Annotated in this window: 10 protein-coding genes and 1 CRISPR repeat array; of the genes, 1 reads left to right on the forward strand and 9 read right to left on the reverse strand. The window is 29.9% G+C overall.

The window, feature by feature from the left end; translation table 11 throughout:
• The first annotated feature begins 46 nt into the window (after positions 1 to 46).
• Positions 47 to 5,138: a CRISPR direct-repeat array (repeat unit 30 nt; unit sequence CTTTCAATCCTATTAAGGTTCTATTTTAAC).
• A 105-nt stretch (positions 5,139 to 5,243) separates the two neighbouring features.
• From cas2 to cas6, 8 genes are read right to left on the reverse strand one after another with little or no spacing between them, the layout of a single operon-like run.
• Complete coding sequence (gene cas2, locus AOG55_RS03305; protein WP_048101314.1) at positions 5,244 to 5,504, reverse strand: CRISPR-associated endonuclease Cas2; 261 nt, start codon at positions 5,502 to 5,504, stop codon at positions 5,244 to 5,246.
• A 1-nt stretch (position 5,505) separates the two neighbouring features.
• Entirely contained in the window at positions 5,506 to 6,465 is a 960-nt protein-coding gene (cas1b, locus tag AOG55_RS03310; protein ID WP_162200856.1) for a type I-B CRISPR-associated endonuclease Cas1b, read from the reverse strand.
• A gap of 5 nt (positions 6,466 to 6,470) precedes the next feature.
• Positions 6,471 to 6,983: a CRISPR-associated protein Cas4 gene (cas4, locus tag AOG55_RS03315; protein ID WP_162200857.1), complete on the reverse strand. Its 513-nt coding sequence runs from the start codon at positions 6,981 to 6,983 to the stop codon at positions 6,471 to 6,473.
• Positions 6,973 to 8,772: a type I-D CRISPR-associated helicase Cas3' gene (gene cas3 / locus AOG55_RS03320; RefSeq protein WP_048101311.1), complete on the reverse strand. Its 1,800-nt coding sequence runs from the start codon at positions 8,770 to 8,772 to the stop codon at positions 6,973 to 6,975. Before cas3 ends, cas4 begins: the two co-directional genes overlap by 11 nt.
• Positions 8,762 to 9,421 (reverse strand): type I-D CRISPR-associated protein Cas5/Csc1, encoded by a 660-nt coding sequence (gene cas5d, locus AOG55_RS03325; protein ID WP_082180431.1) that lies wholly within the window; start codon positions 9,419 to 9,421, stop codon positions 8,762 to 8,764. The genes cas3 and cas5d overlap by 11 nt, the downstream gene beginning before the upstream one ends.
• Positions 9,422 to 9,426: 5 nt before the next feature.
• Positions 9,427 to 10,374, reverse strand: coding sequence for a type I-D CRISPR-associated protein Cas7/Csc2 (cas7d, locus tag AOG55_RS03330; RefSeq protein ID WP_054964025.1), 948 nt, complete (start codon positions 10,372 to 10,374; stop codon positions 9,427 to 9,429).
• Positions 10,371 to 13,121: a hypothetical protein gene (locus tag AOG55_RS03335; RefSeq protein ID WP_054964024.1), complete on the reverse strand. Its 2,751-nt coding sequence runs from the start codon at positions 13,119 to 13,121 to the stop codon at positions 10,371 to 10,373. The genes cas7d and AOG55_RS03335 overlap by 4 nt, the downstream gene beginning before the upstream one ends.
• Positions 13,122 to 13,832 carry a CRISPR-associated endoribonuclease Cas6 gene (gene cas6 / locus AOG55_RS03340; protein ID WP_048101307.1) on the reverse strand — a complete coding sequence of 237 codons (711 nt, stop codon included), beginning with the start codon at positions 13,830 to 13,832 and terminating at the stop codon, positions 13,122 to 13,124. It abuts the gene before it with no gap.
• 37 nt (positions 13,833 to 13,869) lie between these two features.
• Here cas6 and AOG55_RS03345 point away from each other — a divergent pair, with 37 nt between their 5' ends.
• The gene (locus AOG55_RS03345; protein WP_048101306.1) at positions 13,870 to 14,604 is read left to right on the forward strand and encodes a hypothetical protein; all 735 of its coding nucleotides are present in this window, start codon (positions 13,870 to 13,872) and stop codon (positions 14,602 to 14,604) included.
• 347 nt (positions 14,605 to 14,951) lie between these two features.
• Here the strand turns inward: AOG55_RS03345 and AOG55_RS03350 are convergent, their stop codons facing one another.
• A complete protein-coding gene (locus AOG55_RS03350; protein ID WP_048101305.1) occupies positions 14,952 to 15,182 on the reverse strand; it encodes a transposase in 231 nt (76 codons plus the stop codon).
• Positions 15,183 to 15,474 lie beyond the last annotated feature (292 nt).

Here is a 15,474-nt window from a genome sequence, read left to right on the forward strand (position 1 = left end):
TATTTTAACTCCTAAAACTCGTCAGTATCTCATTGAAGGTCATAACCTTTCAATCCTATTAAGGTTCTATTTTAACTTTTTTGTAAAGTGTACCTGTATCAGCATTTTATTTCTTTCAATCCTATTAAGGTTCTATTTTAACTTATAAAACATCTTTAAAAAATCTTGAAAGATTAGAAACTTTCAATCCTATTAAGGTTCTATTTTAACTGGCATTGCAATTTCAGGTTCAAACTCAAGCAGATATTCCTTTCAATCCTATTAAGGTTCTATTTTAACTATAGAATGCGATACTGAAGACGGAATAAGGACTGACTTTCAATCCTATTAAGGTTCTATTTTAACTATAAAATCCTCTCCAGCCATGCCGATATCCTGAAACTTTCAATCCTATTAAGGTTCTATTTTAACTCAAAGGGCATAGGTGTTTACGGTAACGATACCTTCTTTCAATCCTATTAAGGTTCTATTTTAACCATTTCTGGGGCTGGGGTTCTGTTTATGTTAATTCCTTTCAATCCTATTAAGGTTCTATTTTAACGAAGTAGCACAGAAACTGAAAGGTGCTGATAATTCTTTCAATCCTATTAAGGTTCTATTTTAACTTGTATTTCGTCAATGCTATCATTGTCATATTCATCTTTCAATCCTATTAAGGTTCTATTTTAACAAGAAACTTTCAAAAGAGGGGAATACCTGCATATCAATCTTTCAATCCTATTAAGGTTCTATTTTAACCCGTCGCCCTTAGAATCACTATCTCCAGAATGGTAACCTTTCAATCCTATTAAGGTTCTATTTTAACGCATGACAAAAGACTTTATGAGCGAAATATCTCAAGAACTTTCAATCCTATTAAGGTTCTATTTTAACTTTAAATAACATAGACATAAGGGATATAATAGTCCCCCCTTTCAATCCTATTAAGGTTCTATTTTAACTAAGTCTACATTTGCCTGATTGTCTGCTTTGCCTGACTTTCAATCCTATTAAGGTTCTATTTTAACTTATTTTCCGTGATATTGTCTAAATCGTATATTCCTTCTTTCAATCCTATTAAGGTTCTATTTTAACTCGAGTAGGGCTTCCATAATGTCTTTATCTGAAAACTTTCAATCCTATTAAGGTTCTATTTTAACCCTTCCGGGAAAAACAGGATAGTCGCCATCGAACCTTTCAATCCTATTAAGGTTCTATTTTAACTTGTCTCTATTTGTGCCACATCAAACATGTTTTTTCTCTTTCAATCCTATTAAGGTTCTATTTTAACTTATCTGCTAAAACACTATGTAATGACATTTTTATCTTTCAATCCTATTAAGGTTCTATTTTAACTATAACACCACCAACGATAACGGCCATAACTACAAACTTTCAATCCTATTAAGGTTCTATTTTAACATGTATTTCTCCAAGTTTAGATATAAAGGAATATTCGACTTTCAATCCTATTAAGGTTCTATTTTAACTATTATCAGTGATAGGACTAGGAGCAGCAGCCTTAAGCCTTTCAATCCTATTAAGGTTCTATTTTAACAAAAAAACCATCCATAAGAATAGATGACGCATTTGTCTTTCAATCCTATTAAGGTTCTATTTTAACCAAAGGATGAATTTAAAAAAATAGATGACCTTCAGAAATCTTTCAATCCTATTAAGGTTCTATTTTAACTGGTTATTGTTCCTGGAACTTTAGAAGGTGGAACATCTTTCAATCCTATTAAGGTTCTATTTTAACTCAATACAGTAGATACCAATCTTACAAATGAATTAATCTTTCAATCCTATTAAGGTTCTATTTTAACTAATTATAAGAAATGGTAAAAATTATTTAAATTTTAACTTTCAATCCTATTAAGGTTCTATTTTAACTATAATTCCGGGACTAAAGAAGGCAGCAGACGCTTCCTTTCAATCCTATTAAGGTTCTATTTTAACTATCGATTAAAATGGCGTCATGCACCGCAATATTTTTTCTTTCAATCCTATTAAGGTTCTATTTTAACTATTTTTATGCTCTTTAAACCCTTTAAAAACATTACTTCTTTCAATCCTATTAAGGTTCTATTTTAACTCTCTCTGCCATGCTGTCTTGTCAAAAGTCATCAGTCTTTCAATCCTATTAAGGTTCTATTTTAACTTTTAACTACTGGCTTTGCAAAGTCCTTCCTTTCTGCTTTCAATCCTATTAAGGTTCTATTTTAACCTATGCCATATGAAAACCTTTATGTCCTAATGGTAAAACTTTCAATCCTATTAAGGTTCTATTTTAACTAATCTCAAGGTCAATATTTTTAAACTTCCGTGAAACTTTCAATCCTATTAAGGTTCTATTTTAACTATACTCAGCCTTCTTCTTTGAGTACCCCTTCCTTTCGCTTTCAATCCTATTAAGGTTCTATTTTAACATTTTAGAACTGCAAAACCCGTTTCTTCCTCAAAGAGCTTTCAATCCTATTAAGGTTCTATTTTAACGAACAGTGGCGGACATTGCCAGCGCAACCATCCCAAACTTTCAATCCTATTAAGGTTCTATTTTAACGTTCGATGGCGACTATCCTGTTTTTCCCGGAAGGACTTTCAATCCTATTAAGGTTCTATTTTAACTCAAATTCAGGGACTTCAACCATTGATCTGCCAATTAACTTTCAATCCTATTAAGGTTCTATTTTAACCTTCCATTCCTGAACCCAATGGCGAACTTCACATATTCCTTTCAATCCTATTAAGGTTCTATTTTAACTTTTTAACACCTTGAGGGCATGGTTATTTATCTTCTTTCAATCCTATTAAGGTTCTATTTTAACTTAAAATATTTTGAAAATGGCAACGGCAAAAATATACTTTCAATCCTATTAAGGTTCTATTTTAACATAGCGAAGCCGACAGCCACAACCGGCTCGGCAAACCTCTTTCAATCCTATTAAGGTTCTATTTTAACATAGCCAGCAGCATTGCAAGAAGATAAAAAATCATCTTTCAATCCTATTAAGGTTCTATTTTAACTTTAGTAGTATGGGGGGATTTTCCGTTGAACCCCCTTTCAATCCTATTAAGGTTCTATTTTAACAAAGGTAACCAACGGGGAGAAAAAAGCTGTTAATACTTTCAATCCTATTAAGGTTCTATTTTAACTGTGTAAATGGGAATGTTATCGCTCAGGGAATTGTCTTTCAATCCTATTAAGGTTCTATTTTAACGGGGAGTATATAAACGATGAGGTGAAGAATGAGATTAACTTTCAATCCTATTAAGGTTCTATTTTAACGCCAATTCAAGCGGCTCATTCCTGCCTGAAACAATATCTTTCAATCCTATTAAGGTTCTATTTTAACAAGATAATGAAAATGAGGAGCAGGTACCTGGAAGGAAATCTTTCAATCCTATTAAGGTTCTATTTTAACTATTTTTATATTTTTCAAACCTTTTAAAAACATTATTTCTTTCAATCCTATTAAGGTTCTATTTTAACCTAAAGGCTCTCTACTATAATATTGAGCCAACCAGATGCTTTCAATCCTATTAAGGTTCTATTTTAACGCCCATCCATGGTTGTGGTGCACCAATGCCATAGAACTTTCAATCCTATTAAGGTTCTATTTTAACTTTTATGCCCATGTTGACTCTTCAAAAACTACAGAGCTTTCAATCCTATTAAGGTTCTATTTTAACTTTTTTATCTGCTTTCTTTATGGCCTGTTCTTCCTTCTTTCAATCCTATTAAGGTTCTATTTTAACTTTAGGGAGCACTTCGTTTTGCGTCTCCTCGTCTATCTTTCAATCCTATTAAGGTTCTATTTTAACTTGACATTATCGGGTGTCCCCTCTGGCAACGGAACACTTTCAATCCTATTAAGGTTCTATTTTAACTTTGAATCTGAGCCGGCAGGAATAACAAATGCAATAGGCCTTTCAATCCTATTAAGGTTCTATTTTAACTATGTATGGATTAAGCTTACGGAGCTCTTTTTCTTTCAATCCTATTAAGGTTCTATTTTAACTTATCCAAAAAAGAGAAGCCAGGAAAAAAAACAAGGACTTTCAATCCTATTAAGGTTCTATTTTAACTATTATTCAAACCAGACCAGGAGAAATGTTTTAAAATACTTTCAATCCTATTAAGGTTCTATTTTAACCTGTATCAGTAAGCCAGGATATGCAGAATATAACAGACTTTCAATCCTATTAAGGTTCTATTTTAACTCGAAATATTCCAGGTCTCTTTTGTCAATGTCCTGGACTTTCAATCCTATTAAGGTTCTATTTTAACTGGAAATCAACGGAATAGGTTATCAATTTGAGGAACCTTTCAATCCTATTAAGGTTCTATTTTAACTAAAGCGTTGTATTCAGTTGTCCCGAATGCTATATACTTTCAATCCTATTAAGGTTCTATTTTAACCAGAATTAAGGGGAAAATAAGGAGTTTCCTCACTGCTTACCTTTCAATCCTATTAAGGTTCTATTTTAACCAATATAAAATTTGAGTGGAAACATAGAAAAATAAAGCTTTCAATCCTATTAAGGTTCTATTTTAACCATGTGCATGTAAAACTTTAGGTTTAAGGTAACATTCTTTCAATCCTATTAAGGTTCTATTTTAACTGAATGGCCAGTCTTCTGGTATAGTCTGGCTTGAAAACTTTCAATCCTATTAAGGTTCTATTTTAACATTTTTACCTAATACAGTTAACAAAAGAAAGTATATTCTTTCAATCCTATTAAGGTTCTATTTTAACTTTCTAACACCAATAGCCTTTTTTCCAATCAGAGACTTTCAATCCTATTAAGGTTCTATTTTAACTTTCCATAATCATCTTCATATATACCATGTGCATGTAACTTTCAATCCTATTAAGGTTCTATTTTAACTGAAAGCATTGCATCGAGGTTTGCAAGGGAGAATAATCTTTCAATCCTATTAAGGTTCTATTTTAACAGGAAATTTCCAAAAGCTATGAATGGAATGGAAATACTTTCAATCCTATTAAGGTTCTATTTTAACTCCTAAAACTCGTCAGTATCTCATTGAAGGTCATAACCTTTCAATCCTATTAAGGTTCTATTTTAACTAAAAAAGTTTTGGAAAATATCATAATAGAGGAATTCTTTCAATCCTATTAAGGTTCTATTTTAACCCGTTATAGATAATCTGTATTATAAATAAAAAACTTATGACAATTTTATAAAAAAGTACTCAAAGTTCATAATTGGAAAAGAGTATTTAAAGGTTTGATCATATGTTAAATTATATTGCTGAATTCATATGACACTCCAAGCTTTATTCTCTTTACAAGCTTTTCATCCCTAAGAATAAAAAACTGTATTGAATCCTCTGATTCAACAATTTCTTTTTTTAATCTTTCTTTTAAAATTCTTAAGCTTGCCCATCCAATATCTCCTATAAATACAGAATTTTGAATCCTAATTAAATATTGCAATGAAATCTTTCTAATTTTATCAACCCTTTTTTCATTAATATCATATGTAAGTATAATCCACAATTTAATCCCTCATAATATATGGTTTGTATTGTTTATTCTCCATTATCTGTTTTTCAACTTTATATATCTCAAGACGTATTAGAAACTTATTAGAAACTTTCCTTCTCAAGGAAGAAACGTAAACAGTTTCCCTCAACTTTTCCTCAAATGCAACAAGAACTTTTCTCTTTCCAGCCTCATTTAAATATATACCGTTATCGTCTATGAAATCAGACTTTTTCATTATTTTCAAGTTTATTAACTTTAAAATAACTCTATCACAAAATACTGGCCTAAAGATTTCTGCGATATCCAAGGAAAGACTACTACGTCTTTCACTGGGTTCATGAAGGAAGCTTATTGATGGTGATAAATGAGTACTAAAAATTTGTGACCCTATTATTCCATACAAAACAGAGTAAAGGTAACTCATCATTGAATTTATATAATTTCTTGGAGGCATTCTAGATCTAGAAATTACCTTAAAATCCTGAGGCAATTTTAAATCTAAAAGTTCCAGATATTTAATGTGTATATTACCCTCTATGCCCATTAATTCTGATATAGAGACAGCCTTACTTATTTCATTTACTGGTACCCTTAAATTTCCAATTCTGAGCCGTTTGCATAATTTCGCCATATTTTTGGCTGCTCCTAATACAAAACTCCTTGCCAGCTTAAGTCTTAAATCTGGATTATTATAATATGCTGCCTGGTGAGTTATAACATATCCACTCTGTAAATAATCTTCGGGTATAATACTAGAAATATACCAGCCATAATGCGAATACAAAAAAACTGGAATATTTTTTTTGGATAATAATTGTAATACGGGAGTAGTTATAGTAAGATTTCCAAAGACAAGTATTTCATCTATATTTTCTATCGGCAAAAAAGATTTCTCATTCTGGTTTTGGAATACTACAGATTCATTAACTTTACTAAGAGATCCAGATTGTAATATATAATAAGTCTCTCCCATTTTTATCATCCCCAGCAGAAAAATGCATAACTACAACCATGAGAACAGTAATAATTCTTAACAGGTTCTGGCATTTTATCATTTCTTAGATTATTTATATTTTCATAAGCTTTTTCTAATTTAGATAGTAATTCAGGGGTTTTTTCCACTATTTTTATTTTATTTGCACCCAATAAATGTAAAACTCCATACCTAACCTTAAAACCCTCATTTTCAAGCAATTCGATATAATGTAAAACCTGGAAAATATCTCCCTCTAAAGCTTTGCGGCCTCTTTTAAATTCATGCACTATATAATTTCCTTGAGTATCTATTTCAAGATTATCAATTTCATTATGACCTATTCTTATACCATGATAACCATATTTTCTATTTCTATTGTTTAAAAAATTTCCGTGTTCTATAAATTGATTTTTATCTATAATATAAAACGTATGTATAGACATCCACGCACGCCTTTTGCATATAAAATAATAATTGATATCTGTTCCCTTAATTGATTTTATATCATAATTCATCCTTAACCTCCAAATAAAGTCTTTCATAATCTCCTGTGGCCTTTATTATGTCTTTGATTCCTTCCTGCAATTTCTTTGATTCCCCATCACAATCTAAGTTAAAATTTGAATTTATGTTGTTAAGTATTAAATTTCTTGCTTTGTAAGGTGATACATCTTCATATTTCATTTCACGATCATCTACAGGTATTCCGCTTACCATAACATGAAACTGATAATTTGGGCTCTGATTATACCCATTCACAATATAATAACCGTTTTTTTTCATAACAATATTCTTATTTTTATGAATCCAGATATCGTCATATGAAAATTGTTCATCATAAACAATATCGGTACCTGCTCCTTTATTAGCCTCAGGTATAAATCTGAATATACTTTCATAATATTTATTCCACCATTTTATTATATTTTTTAAATCAGGTATATCATTTCTCATTTCGTTAAATTTGGAATGATCTTCTTTAATCTGTTTGATGATTTTAAGAGTCCTTCTGGTATTATTAAAAGATTTAGTGAACCATGTCCCCTGTTCTTCCTTTAGAAAATTTTCTTTTACTGTTTTGGTTAAATTTATGGAAAATTTATCGGCAATTAAAGCTGCATAAACACCTATATATCCTGAATTAAAAATTCTTTCTTTTTCTGGTAACCTTTTTGAAATAAAAGTTATAAAATCTTCGAAATTTTTAATCTTTGCCAGATCAGCTTTATTTCCTATTTCACTTTTAAATATTATAAATAAATTGCTTTTGCTTGTCATATTCCTCCCAATTCTGCCAAATCTTTGAATAAAATTCTTTAAATCCAATCCAGTCTCTATGATAAAATTATTAAATTTTTTAGGAGGGTTAATACCTTGTTCTATTATGTTTGAACCAATAACAATCCTTGGTCCTTGTTCAAATATATTCATATATGATTCATATTCAGGATCATGGAAAGCATCAACTAGTGCTATTTGATCATCACTGATATGAGATTTTATAACTTTATAAATAGAATCAATGTTTCGAATTGAGTCAGCAATTATAAACCAGTAGCCAGATTTTAGCAAATCAATATTTTGCTCAATAAAATTGGCTGTATTATGATTATCTGGAATTGATATCGATATGGGGCCCTGTAGAAGCACATTGTCATTTTGTTGATAGCTTCTTTCCACATTAATAATCTCAGTATTGCATTCGCCAAAAAGTTCTATTATTAAGTTTTTAATATATATAGGGATTGTTGCACTTGAGAACATTATCTTTATGTTCTTATTTATTAATTTTAATACAGCTAATAATATATTTAACTGGTCTCTTGTATAAATATGAATTTCATCAACTATTATAATTTTTAAGCCGTTTATTATAAAATCAGTTAGTGAATCTGAACTTCTGCCATTTTTATAGTTATTTAACATAATATAATAAAAAATTTCAGGATTTGATATTATTATTTTTTTTCCTGTTATAATATTTTTGATTGCATCATCTTTTGTGCACTCTGCATAGCCACTATTTTTAAAATATTTTATTTCATTATTAATGGCATTTGAGTTTAAAATACTGACAGCTGTATCGGTTTTAAAATTTTCATAAACCTCATTCGAAAGGAGGTTATTTGGGAGTAATATTAAAATAAATCCCTGTGTAAGCATTTTTTTGAATCCATATGTTTTCCCAGATCCTGTTGGAGCATTTAATATTGCAATTTCTTTTTTATTTGTTGCAAAATCTTCCATTTTTTGCTGGAAATCACGGCTTATATATGTTGGAACAAGATCTAATTTAATCATCATATGCCCTAACAACCTCATCTTTTGTATAATAACCCATTAAATAATATTGTAAAACTAAATGAGATACATAATCTGATTTTTTCTCAATATGCTTGCCCAAAATATTTTGAACTGTATATAAGTTGATTACAGCTTTAATATCTACATTTGTTCTGGCTATCTTGAGCATGCCTGTTCTATTGTTCCCCACTCTTACAACTTCGGGTATTTTTAAATTTTTAAAATACTCTGAATCATAAAGCAAATAGGAATAAAAAACATTTCCTGGTTTTATTGGTTGCACAAAAAAGAAATTTTTATACATTAATGATCCGGTTTTAAATGTTGGATCAACGTTGGAACCATTATAATCTGCTCCTTGCATGGTATTCCTTATCATATTCTTCATAAATACAGTTTCATTACCGGATTCAAGAGCCATTTTTTCGGAAATTGCAGTAGTAAGCCAGAATGGAAACTCCAAGAGTTCCCTATAAGTTGGCCTTGTTTTGTTTAATTCAGGAAATTTAAATAACCCCATCTGCCTTAGGAAGGCATACTTTAAAGCGATATCTCCAATAAAATTAGATGTTCTCATACCTCCAGCTGCCGCAATATAAAAATATTGTATTGGTGATATTACAGTCATTTTAATGGGAATACACTGCATTTAAATCACTTCCAGAACTCTTTCCAGTCATTTTCCATTTTGGCATTAATAACCTCGCAGAGGCTCTGCAGTTCTTTACTATTATTTTTTATAGCTATTACTTCATTTAAAAAGTTTTCCAGGTCATCTCCCATTATGACGTTTTCTTCCCCATAGGAGGAAAGCATTGAAGATTTAATCAAGTTTTCTCCTTCATATTTACCTGATTCCCATGCCTGTTGCATAAGTTCGTAAGATGAAATGGGTTTATCTCCTTTTGAAAAGCCAATAGCAACTATGTGATTTGCAACATTATCACCCAATATCGCCGTTCTTGCACCATATCTTGTTGTACCCAATATTGCAATAAGTTCAAGTTTTAGCAATTCTAGGGAACAATTTTCAAGGGTTACAAACCTTATAAACTTAACACCGGGCTTTATGTATGGAATATTATAAATTGCATTTGATTCTGTTTTCCCCTCAATTGAATGCAATATGGTGCCATCCTCCGATAAAGTGTTGTGTGTAATTCTTGTTGATATCTCCCCAAGTGGTTCAAAGCTGTATGCCCAATCATAGAAACATCTTGAGGCAATTGATCCCATATCCTTACCTGATCCAATGGATGTATCTCCATATAAAAGGCTTACTGGATTTTTTAGATATGTTTTTACTTTATTCATGTTTCTGGCATATCCATCCGGTATCACATTTCCGACCTTGCGAAGTTCAGATAGGAGATAACTTCTTTCAGCCGCTCTCCATTTCTGTGCCGGCACCAGGGCCCTCTCATCATTAAGAAAGTTTTCACTTGTTAATTCTGTGGCATCATTGTTTCTTGATATCATAAATCCTATGGTCTCAGAGATTATCCCTATTTTGGCATAGTATCCATGATTTTTCTTTAGATCAATATTCTCTATTTGTGCAAGCAATCCTCTACTTATTATTTCATTTATTTTACTTATCATTTACCCACCTCTTTTTTTTCTCCATACGCTTTCCATTTTTTATCTGATGCTATATAATATTCTATTTCAAATCCGTCGATTAGATAGGATCTGGTATTTCCCACAGGAATTCTACCCTTAAATTCAGTCATAATTAAATTAATAAGTTCATTTGCAAAATCATTGATTTTGTTGATGTCAGGTTTATATTTTGAATTTGGATTATCACGCAAATACAACCTATTCATTCCTGAATATAAATGCCCGGATACGAATTCCTTTAGTTCCTCCAGATTTTTTGCATTAGTCTCAGCTTTCATCTTTTCAAGCACTTCAAGGCTCTCCCGTAACATCCATCCCCTATCACTTGAACTGCTATCATATCTTAAAAGATAAAGATCTGCAGCTATATTACCTAAATTTTCAATTTCTTTCATCATTTCACCTCTTTTATCATAAACAAGTTTGTGAAAAACATCATAATCGTCTGTTGAGTCTGAAAATCTATAATGGCCTTCAAATATCTGTTTATGAACATAAGAATTAAGCGAGAGATTATTCCTTATATAATCTCTTATAACATTTGCACAGTTATCATAATCAAAATTATTATTTGTTTTTGATACACTCATGAAGAAGGACATCTGGTTTTTAACTGAAGCTAAATTGTTGCACCTCAATTTATTCCATTTCATGCTATTTAATATTGAACTTTCGATTTCCATATTTATTGTTTCGTTCCATGTATTATAAAATAAATTATTAGAAAAGCTAATTAAAACGTGTAGTTTTGACTTGCTTGCTATATCTATGCACATCCTTAAATTTTTTATAAAGTCTGCATCACTTTTTGGATCTGGAAGATATATAAAGTAAGTTGTATCAAACTTAAAATTGTTCATTTTAGCATTATTTTCTTCAATGGTTAATCTAATGTTTCCAACCTGTAATACATCGGTTTCATTAAAGACCTGTAAAAATTTTCCAATGTCCATAAAAGGCACGGCTCCAGGAAATGCTAAAAACAGAACAGTCGATGAATATTTACTATATAATTTCGGCGCAATAATTGATCTTATTGAAAATTCGAATATAGAATACTCATCTATATAACCATTGGCTATTCCAGAAGTAATGATTCTATTGTTGAAAGAATTAGTGCCAATTCCAAATAGATTTTCTTTTGATGCTATTCCACTTTTTCCCTCTTTTCTAGGATATCCATTTATCATAGACATGTTTTTTTTGTCCGGCACTTCTGGGAGATTTAATTCATTATATCCAAGTATTATATTAATAAGTTCTCTAATCAATTTTTGATTTTTTTCACTGTCAAATTCAATGTTAATTTGTTTTAATACACCATTTAAAATGTTATCCCAATTTATGTTTTCGTTATCAATTATTAAGGGTATTAAAAGTGCAGATTTTTCCTGATTATTCTTTGGCAATATATTGGATAATAAATTTTTATTGGACTCAAGTTGAGATTCAAGTAATGACCTAATAAAATTTATATCTTCTCCGGCAAGATCTGAATTTAATTGAATAAATCTAATTAAAAATGTATGCAGTCTTTCTGTTATTTTATCAGCTTCAAAATCCTGTATCTCGTCAAGCTCTAAATAATCCCTTATGGAACGTTCTTTCTTTTTGGTCTGTGTTACACTTGGCAAATCCTTATAGAAATTAATTTTATAGGATTTTAGTTTGGAAAGAATTAGATCCGAATACATTTCTGCATTTTTACGAAAATCGTCTTTTAATATAATATTTTCTAAATGGACGACCTGTTTAAACTTATCATTGTCTAAAACAAATTTTTTAAGTGTCTCTAAAGATATAAATCCTATTTTATTGCTTGATATGTCCACTCTTCTGTCTGTAAATGCTATACCATTTTCTAGATGAGCAATATTGCTAATTTTATTCATGACCAGCTTGGCAAGTTCATCATAATTTAATTCAATTGGATTTTCGCTCACATAGTAGATTGTATTTAAAGTAGACCATAAATAGAATCCATCATTGATATTCTCTTTTCCCCTCTTTATGATTTCTTCTGTTAGTACCACTTTAAGTATGGACGTCAAGGTAATATATGGAGTCGCATTTATTCGAATTTTATGTATATTATTTTTAGGTATAACCGGTTCATTGTTATATTTGATATCGTGCAGAACCGGATTATCCTCTAGAAAAATTGAGGAGAGCTGATCAGCAAGTCTTGAAAAGTTACTTTCAAATGATAGATCTGATTCTGGATTTATATCTATTGAATTTGCATGAAACTGTGTCCCTTTTTCTGTTGAAAAAGCAATAAAATATACATCGTTAGAAGTAAGTTTTAGATCAGTTAATTGGTCTTTAAAATCGTTGATAAGTTCACTTAATATGTCTTTATTATCCATATTTATATTATTGCTGTAATCCTGAAGTTTGTTATAATCATGGAACATATATCCTAAAATAGATCTTTTTAACCTTAGTTCAGTTTTTTCAATGTCATTTGGTTTTGATTTTGTATATTTATAATCTGCTATTTTCAATGCCATTGCTGTCCCACTAAAGATATGTGCAGCATAAAACATATCTGGCTTATTTTTGTAACTTTCCCTTTCATCTCCGCCCTTCGCACATTTCATCCATTCCGGGTTATTCCAAATTTTTGAAAAAAGATTTTCAACTGCCCAATCCATTACATCTGTTATGAAATCGTTCCTAAATGTCATTATATTGCTCAAATTTGCATTTTTATGTTCTTCCATTCAAATCTCCTCCCAGCAACCAAGACCAAGGGATGTTTTTGAACCCAAACCTCTATAATATAATAAAGATAGAGCATCTGGTGTTCCTCGAATTCTGCCGTGTAGATTGAAGCCAGTAGTAATACTCTCCTTTTTCCCATTGCTAGAAATCCTAATTGTCTTTTTTTGGACTTTTAGATCTTCAAATGTAACCTTTGGATTTGGTATTCCAAAATAATTTTTTAATTGATGATATGCCAGTAAATTAAGATTATCTGATACCTCACCCTCATTGCTTAAATATAGTTTTTTATCTTTAAAATTTCTAACAAGAACAGGAGATATGCTTTTAAATTCAATATCATTACGATTTAAATCTAAATTGTTATTAACAGATTTGACACTTTCTATTTTATATGATGTACCTTTAATTTCAATTATAGGGTTTTCGAGGATACCCAACCTTAAATAAGAAATTAAAGCATCATCTATGGATCTGAATATAATATATCCTTGAGGTATATCAAGCCCATTAGCACCATAATTAAACCCCTTTGTAGTTATAATATTACTAAATGTATATAATCCAATTTGGGAGCTGGAATGTAATTTTCTAATATTATTCTGATAAAGTAATAGTTTTTTGTATAAGGATATCCCTATAAAATAATTATATTCGTAAGGTATAATTTTACCATTTTGGCGTTTAATAATCAGTTTGATAGTCTGCATAGTAAACTTAATATATACGAAATATATTAATCTTTCTATGGTACAAAATGACGAAATAAATTCTTCGCTTAAAAATATCGATTTTATAACCTTTGTTGGATTTAAAAGACATCTGGTCTTGAGGTTCCTAGAAGATAATTTAAAGAATTATTTTCCAAATAATATTTATGTTTTTACATCAAATATGGATGAACCATTAGATGAAAATTTTAGAACAAAGCAAGAGATACTCCTGGAATTAGAAAAACTGGCTGATCGGAGACAAATAAATATAAAAAAATATTTTCAAAATGATTTGTGGAATATAAAATATTATTATAAAACTCTAAATTCATTGCCTAATAAGACCCGATATATAATAAATATAAGCGCAGGTCCATCCGTTTTTGCTGCAGCAGGGATGTTATGGGCTTTACAACATAATTATTATGTTTCTTATAGCGTGGAGCATTATGAACACAGGCAATTAATTTCCTGCGTATTTAGGAATATAAATATGAGATCAGTATCAAATTTAACATTTAATACAAATAATGTTGATAAATTTATAATAGAAGCACTTAAAAATGGGATGAATAATACAAATGGAATCAGGCTATTTTTATTAAAAAATTATAATTATCAGACTGGATTAAGAAATATCCAAGAACATATAAAAAAACTTGAAGAATTAGGGCTTATAAGATTGAGTGGAAATAAAGGCTGGGAAATCAATTTTTCAGATGATTTAGAAGCTTTAGGCTATACTGTTCCTAGCTTTTTAAAAAGATAAGTAGCCTTTAATAATTTTTAACGTTATATGGAATATAAAGTTAAAATATAACCTTAATAGGATTGACAAAAAATAATTCCATATAGTGATTGAAATGTAATACCATTTAAAATAGAACCTTAATAGGATTGACATAGAAATATGTCATTAAATGAATTTATATAAATAGCGTGTAAAATAGAACCTTAATAGGATTGTAAAGGCTTTTCCCATATAAATTATTTATGTCATCTGTTTGTATAAGTCTTATAGAACCTCCTTATAATTATTGTGTGATTACTTTATTGTTAAACGGAATCCTGGTATATCATACTCTACTGATTCCGTAATACTTAATACAAATACTATTATTCTTTATTTACTGTTTCCCTTCTTAAATCGAAGAATAGTCCATCCAACATTACAGCAATATACCTATTATCAGGCTTTCGAGTAACAAATTTATTTACCCCTTCCAATGTTAAATCTGTTATTTTTGATATTGATGATGAATATTTATTATTGAATATATCCTTTAATATATTGGTATTCTTCTTTTTGACGAACCATTTAAATACATTGATGTTATAATTTCTCACGGCATACTTTTTGATTTAATTCTATTATGGGACTGTGGAATTTATTAGCCACGTTTACTGGTTTGATAAATCCTTAATCTCATAGTACTTTGTTTTTATATTCGTCTTAGAATAAACCTTTTTTATTTCGAGTTTTCCTCTAAATATTGATCACACACCCTATTTTCATAAGTATTCCTCCTTTTATTTAATGATCATTTAATAATTAACATCGGAATTTATAATTACACAAAATATGGGACACAACCTTTACCCTCTCATAAGTCGACGAAAATTACTATAATTATTAAAA

The organism is Acidiplasma cupricumulans, assembly GCF_001402935.1.
In the GTDB taxonomy this organism is placed as follows: domain Archaea; phylum Thermoplasmatota; class Thermoplasmata; order Thermoplasmatales; family Thermoplasmataceae; genus Acidiplasma; species Acidiplasma aeolicum.

Excerpts from the sequence above, each read along its gene's own strand:
- cas1b (WP_162200856.1), bottom strand. The coding sequence starts at position 6,465 with ATGGGAGAGACTTATTATATATTACAATCTGGATCTCTTAGTAAAGTT.
- cas4 (WP_162200857.1), bottom strand. The coding sequence starts at position 6,983 with ATGAATTATGATATAAAATCAATTAAGGGAACAGATATCAATTATTAT.
- cas3 (WP_048101311.1), bottom strand. The coding sequence starts at position 8,772 with ATGATGATTAAATTAGATCTTGTTCCAACATATATAAGCCGTGATTTC.
- cas5d (WP_082180431.1), bottom strand. The coding sequence starts at position 9,421 with ATGCAGTGTATTCCCATTAAAATGACTGTAATATCACCAATACAATAT.
- cas7d (WP_054964025.1), bottom strand. The coding sequence starts at position 10,374 with ATGATAAGTAAAATAAATGAAATAATAAGTAGAGGATTGCTTGCACAA.
- AOG55_RS03335 (WP_054964024.1), bottom strand. The coding sequence starts at position 13,121 with ATGGAAGAACATAAAAATGCAAATTTGAGCAATATAATGACATTTAGG.
- cas6 (WP_048101307.1), bottom strand. The coding sequence starts at position 13,832 with ATGCAGACTATCAAACTGATTATTAAACGCCAAAATGGTAAAATTATA.
- AOG55_RS03345 (WP_048101306.1), top strand. The coding sequence starts at position 13,870 with ATGGTACAAAATGACGAAATAAATTCTTCGCTTAAAAATATCGATTTT.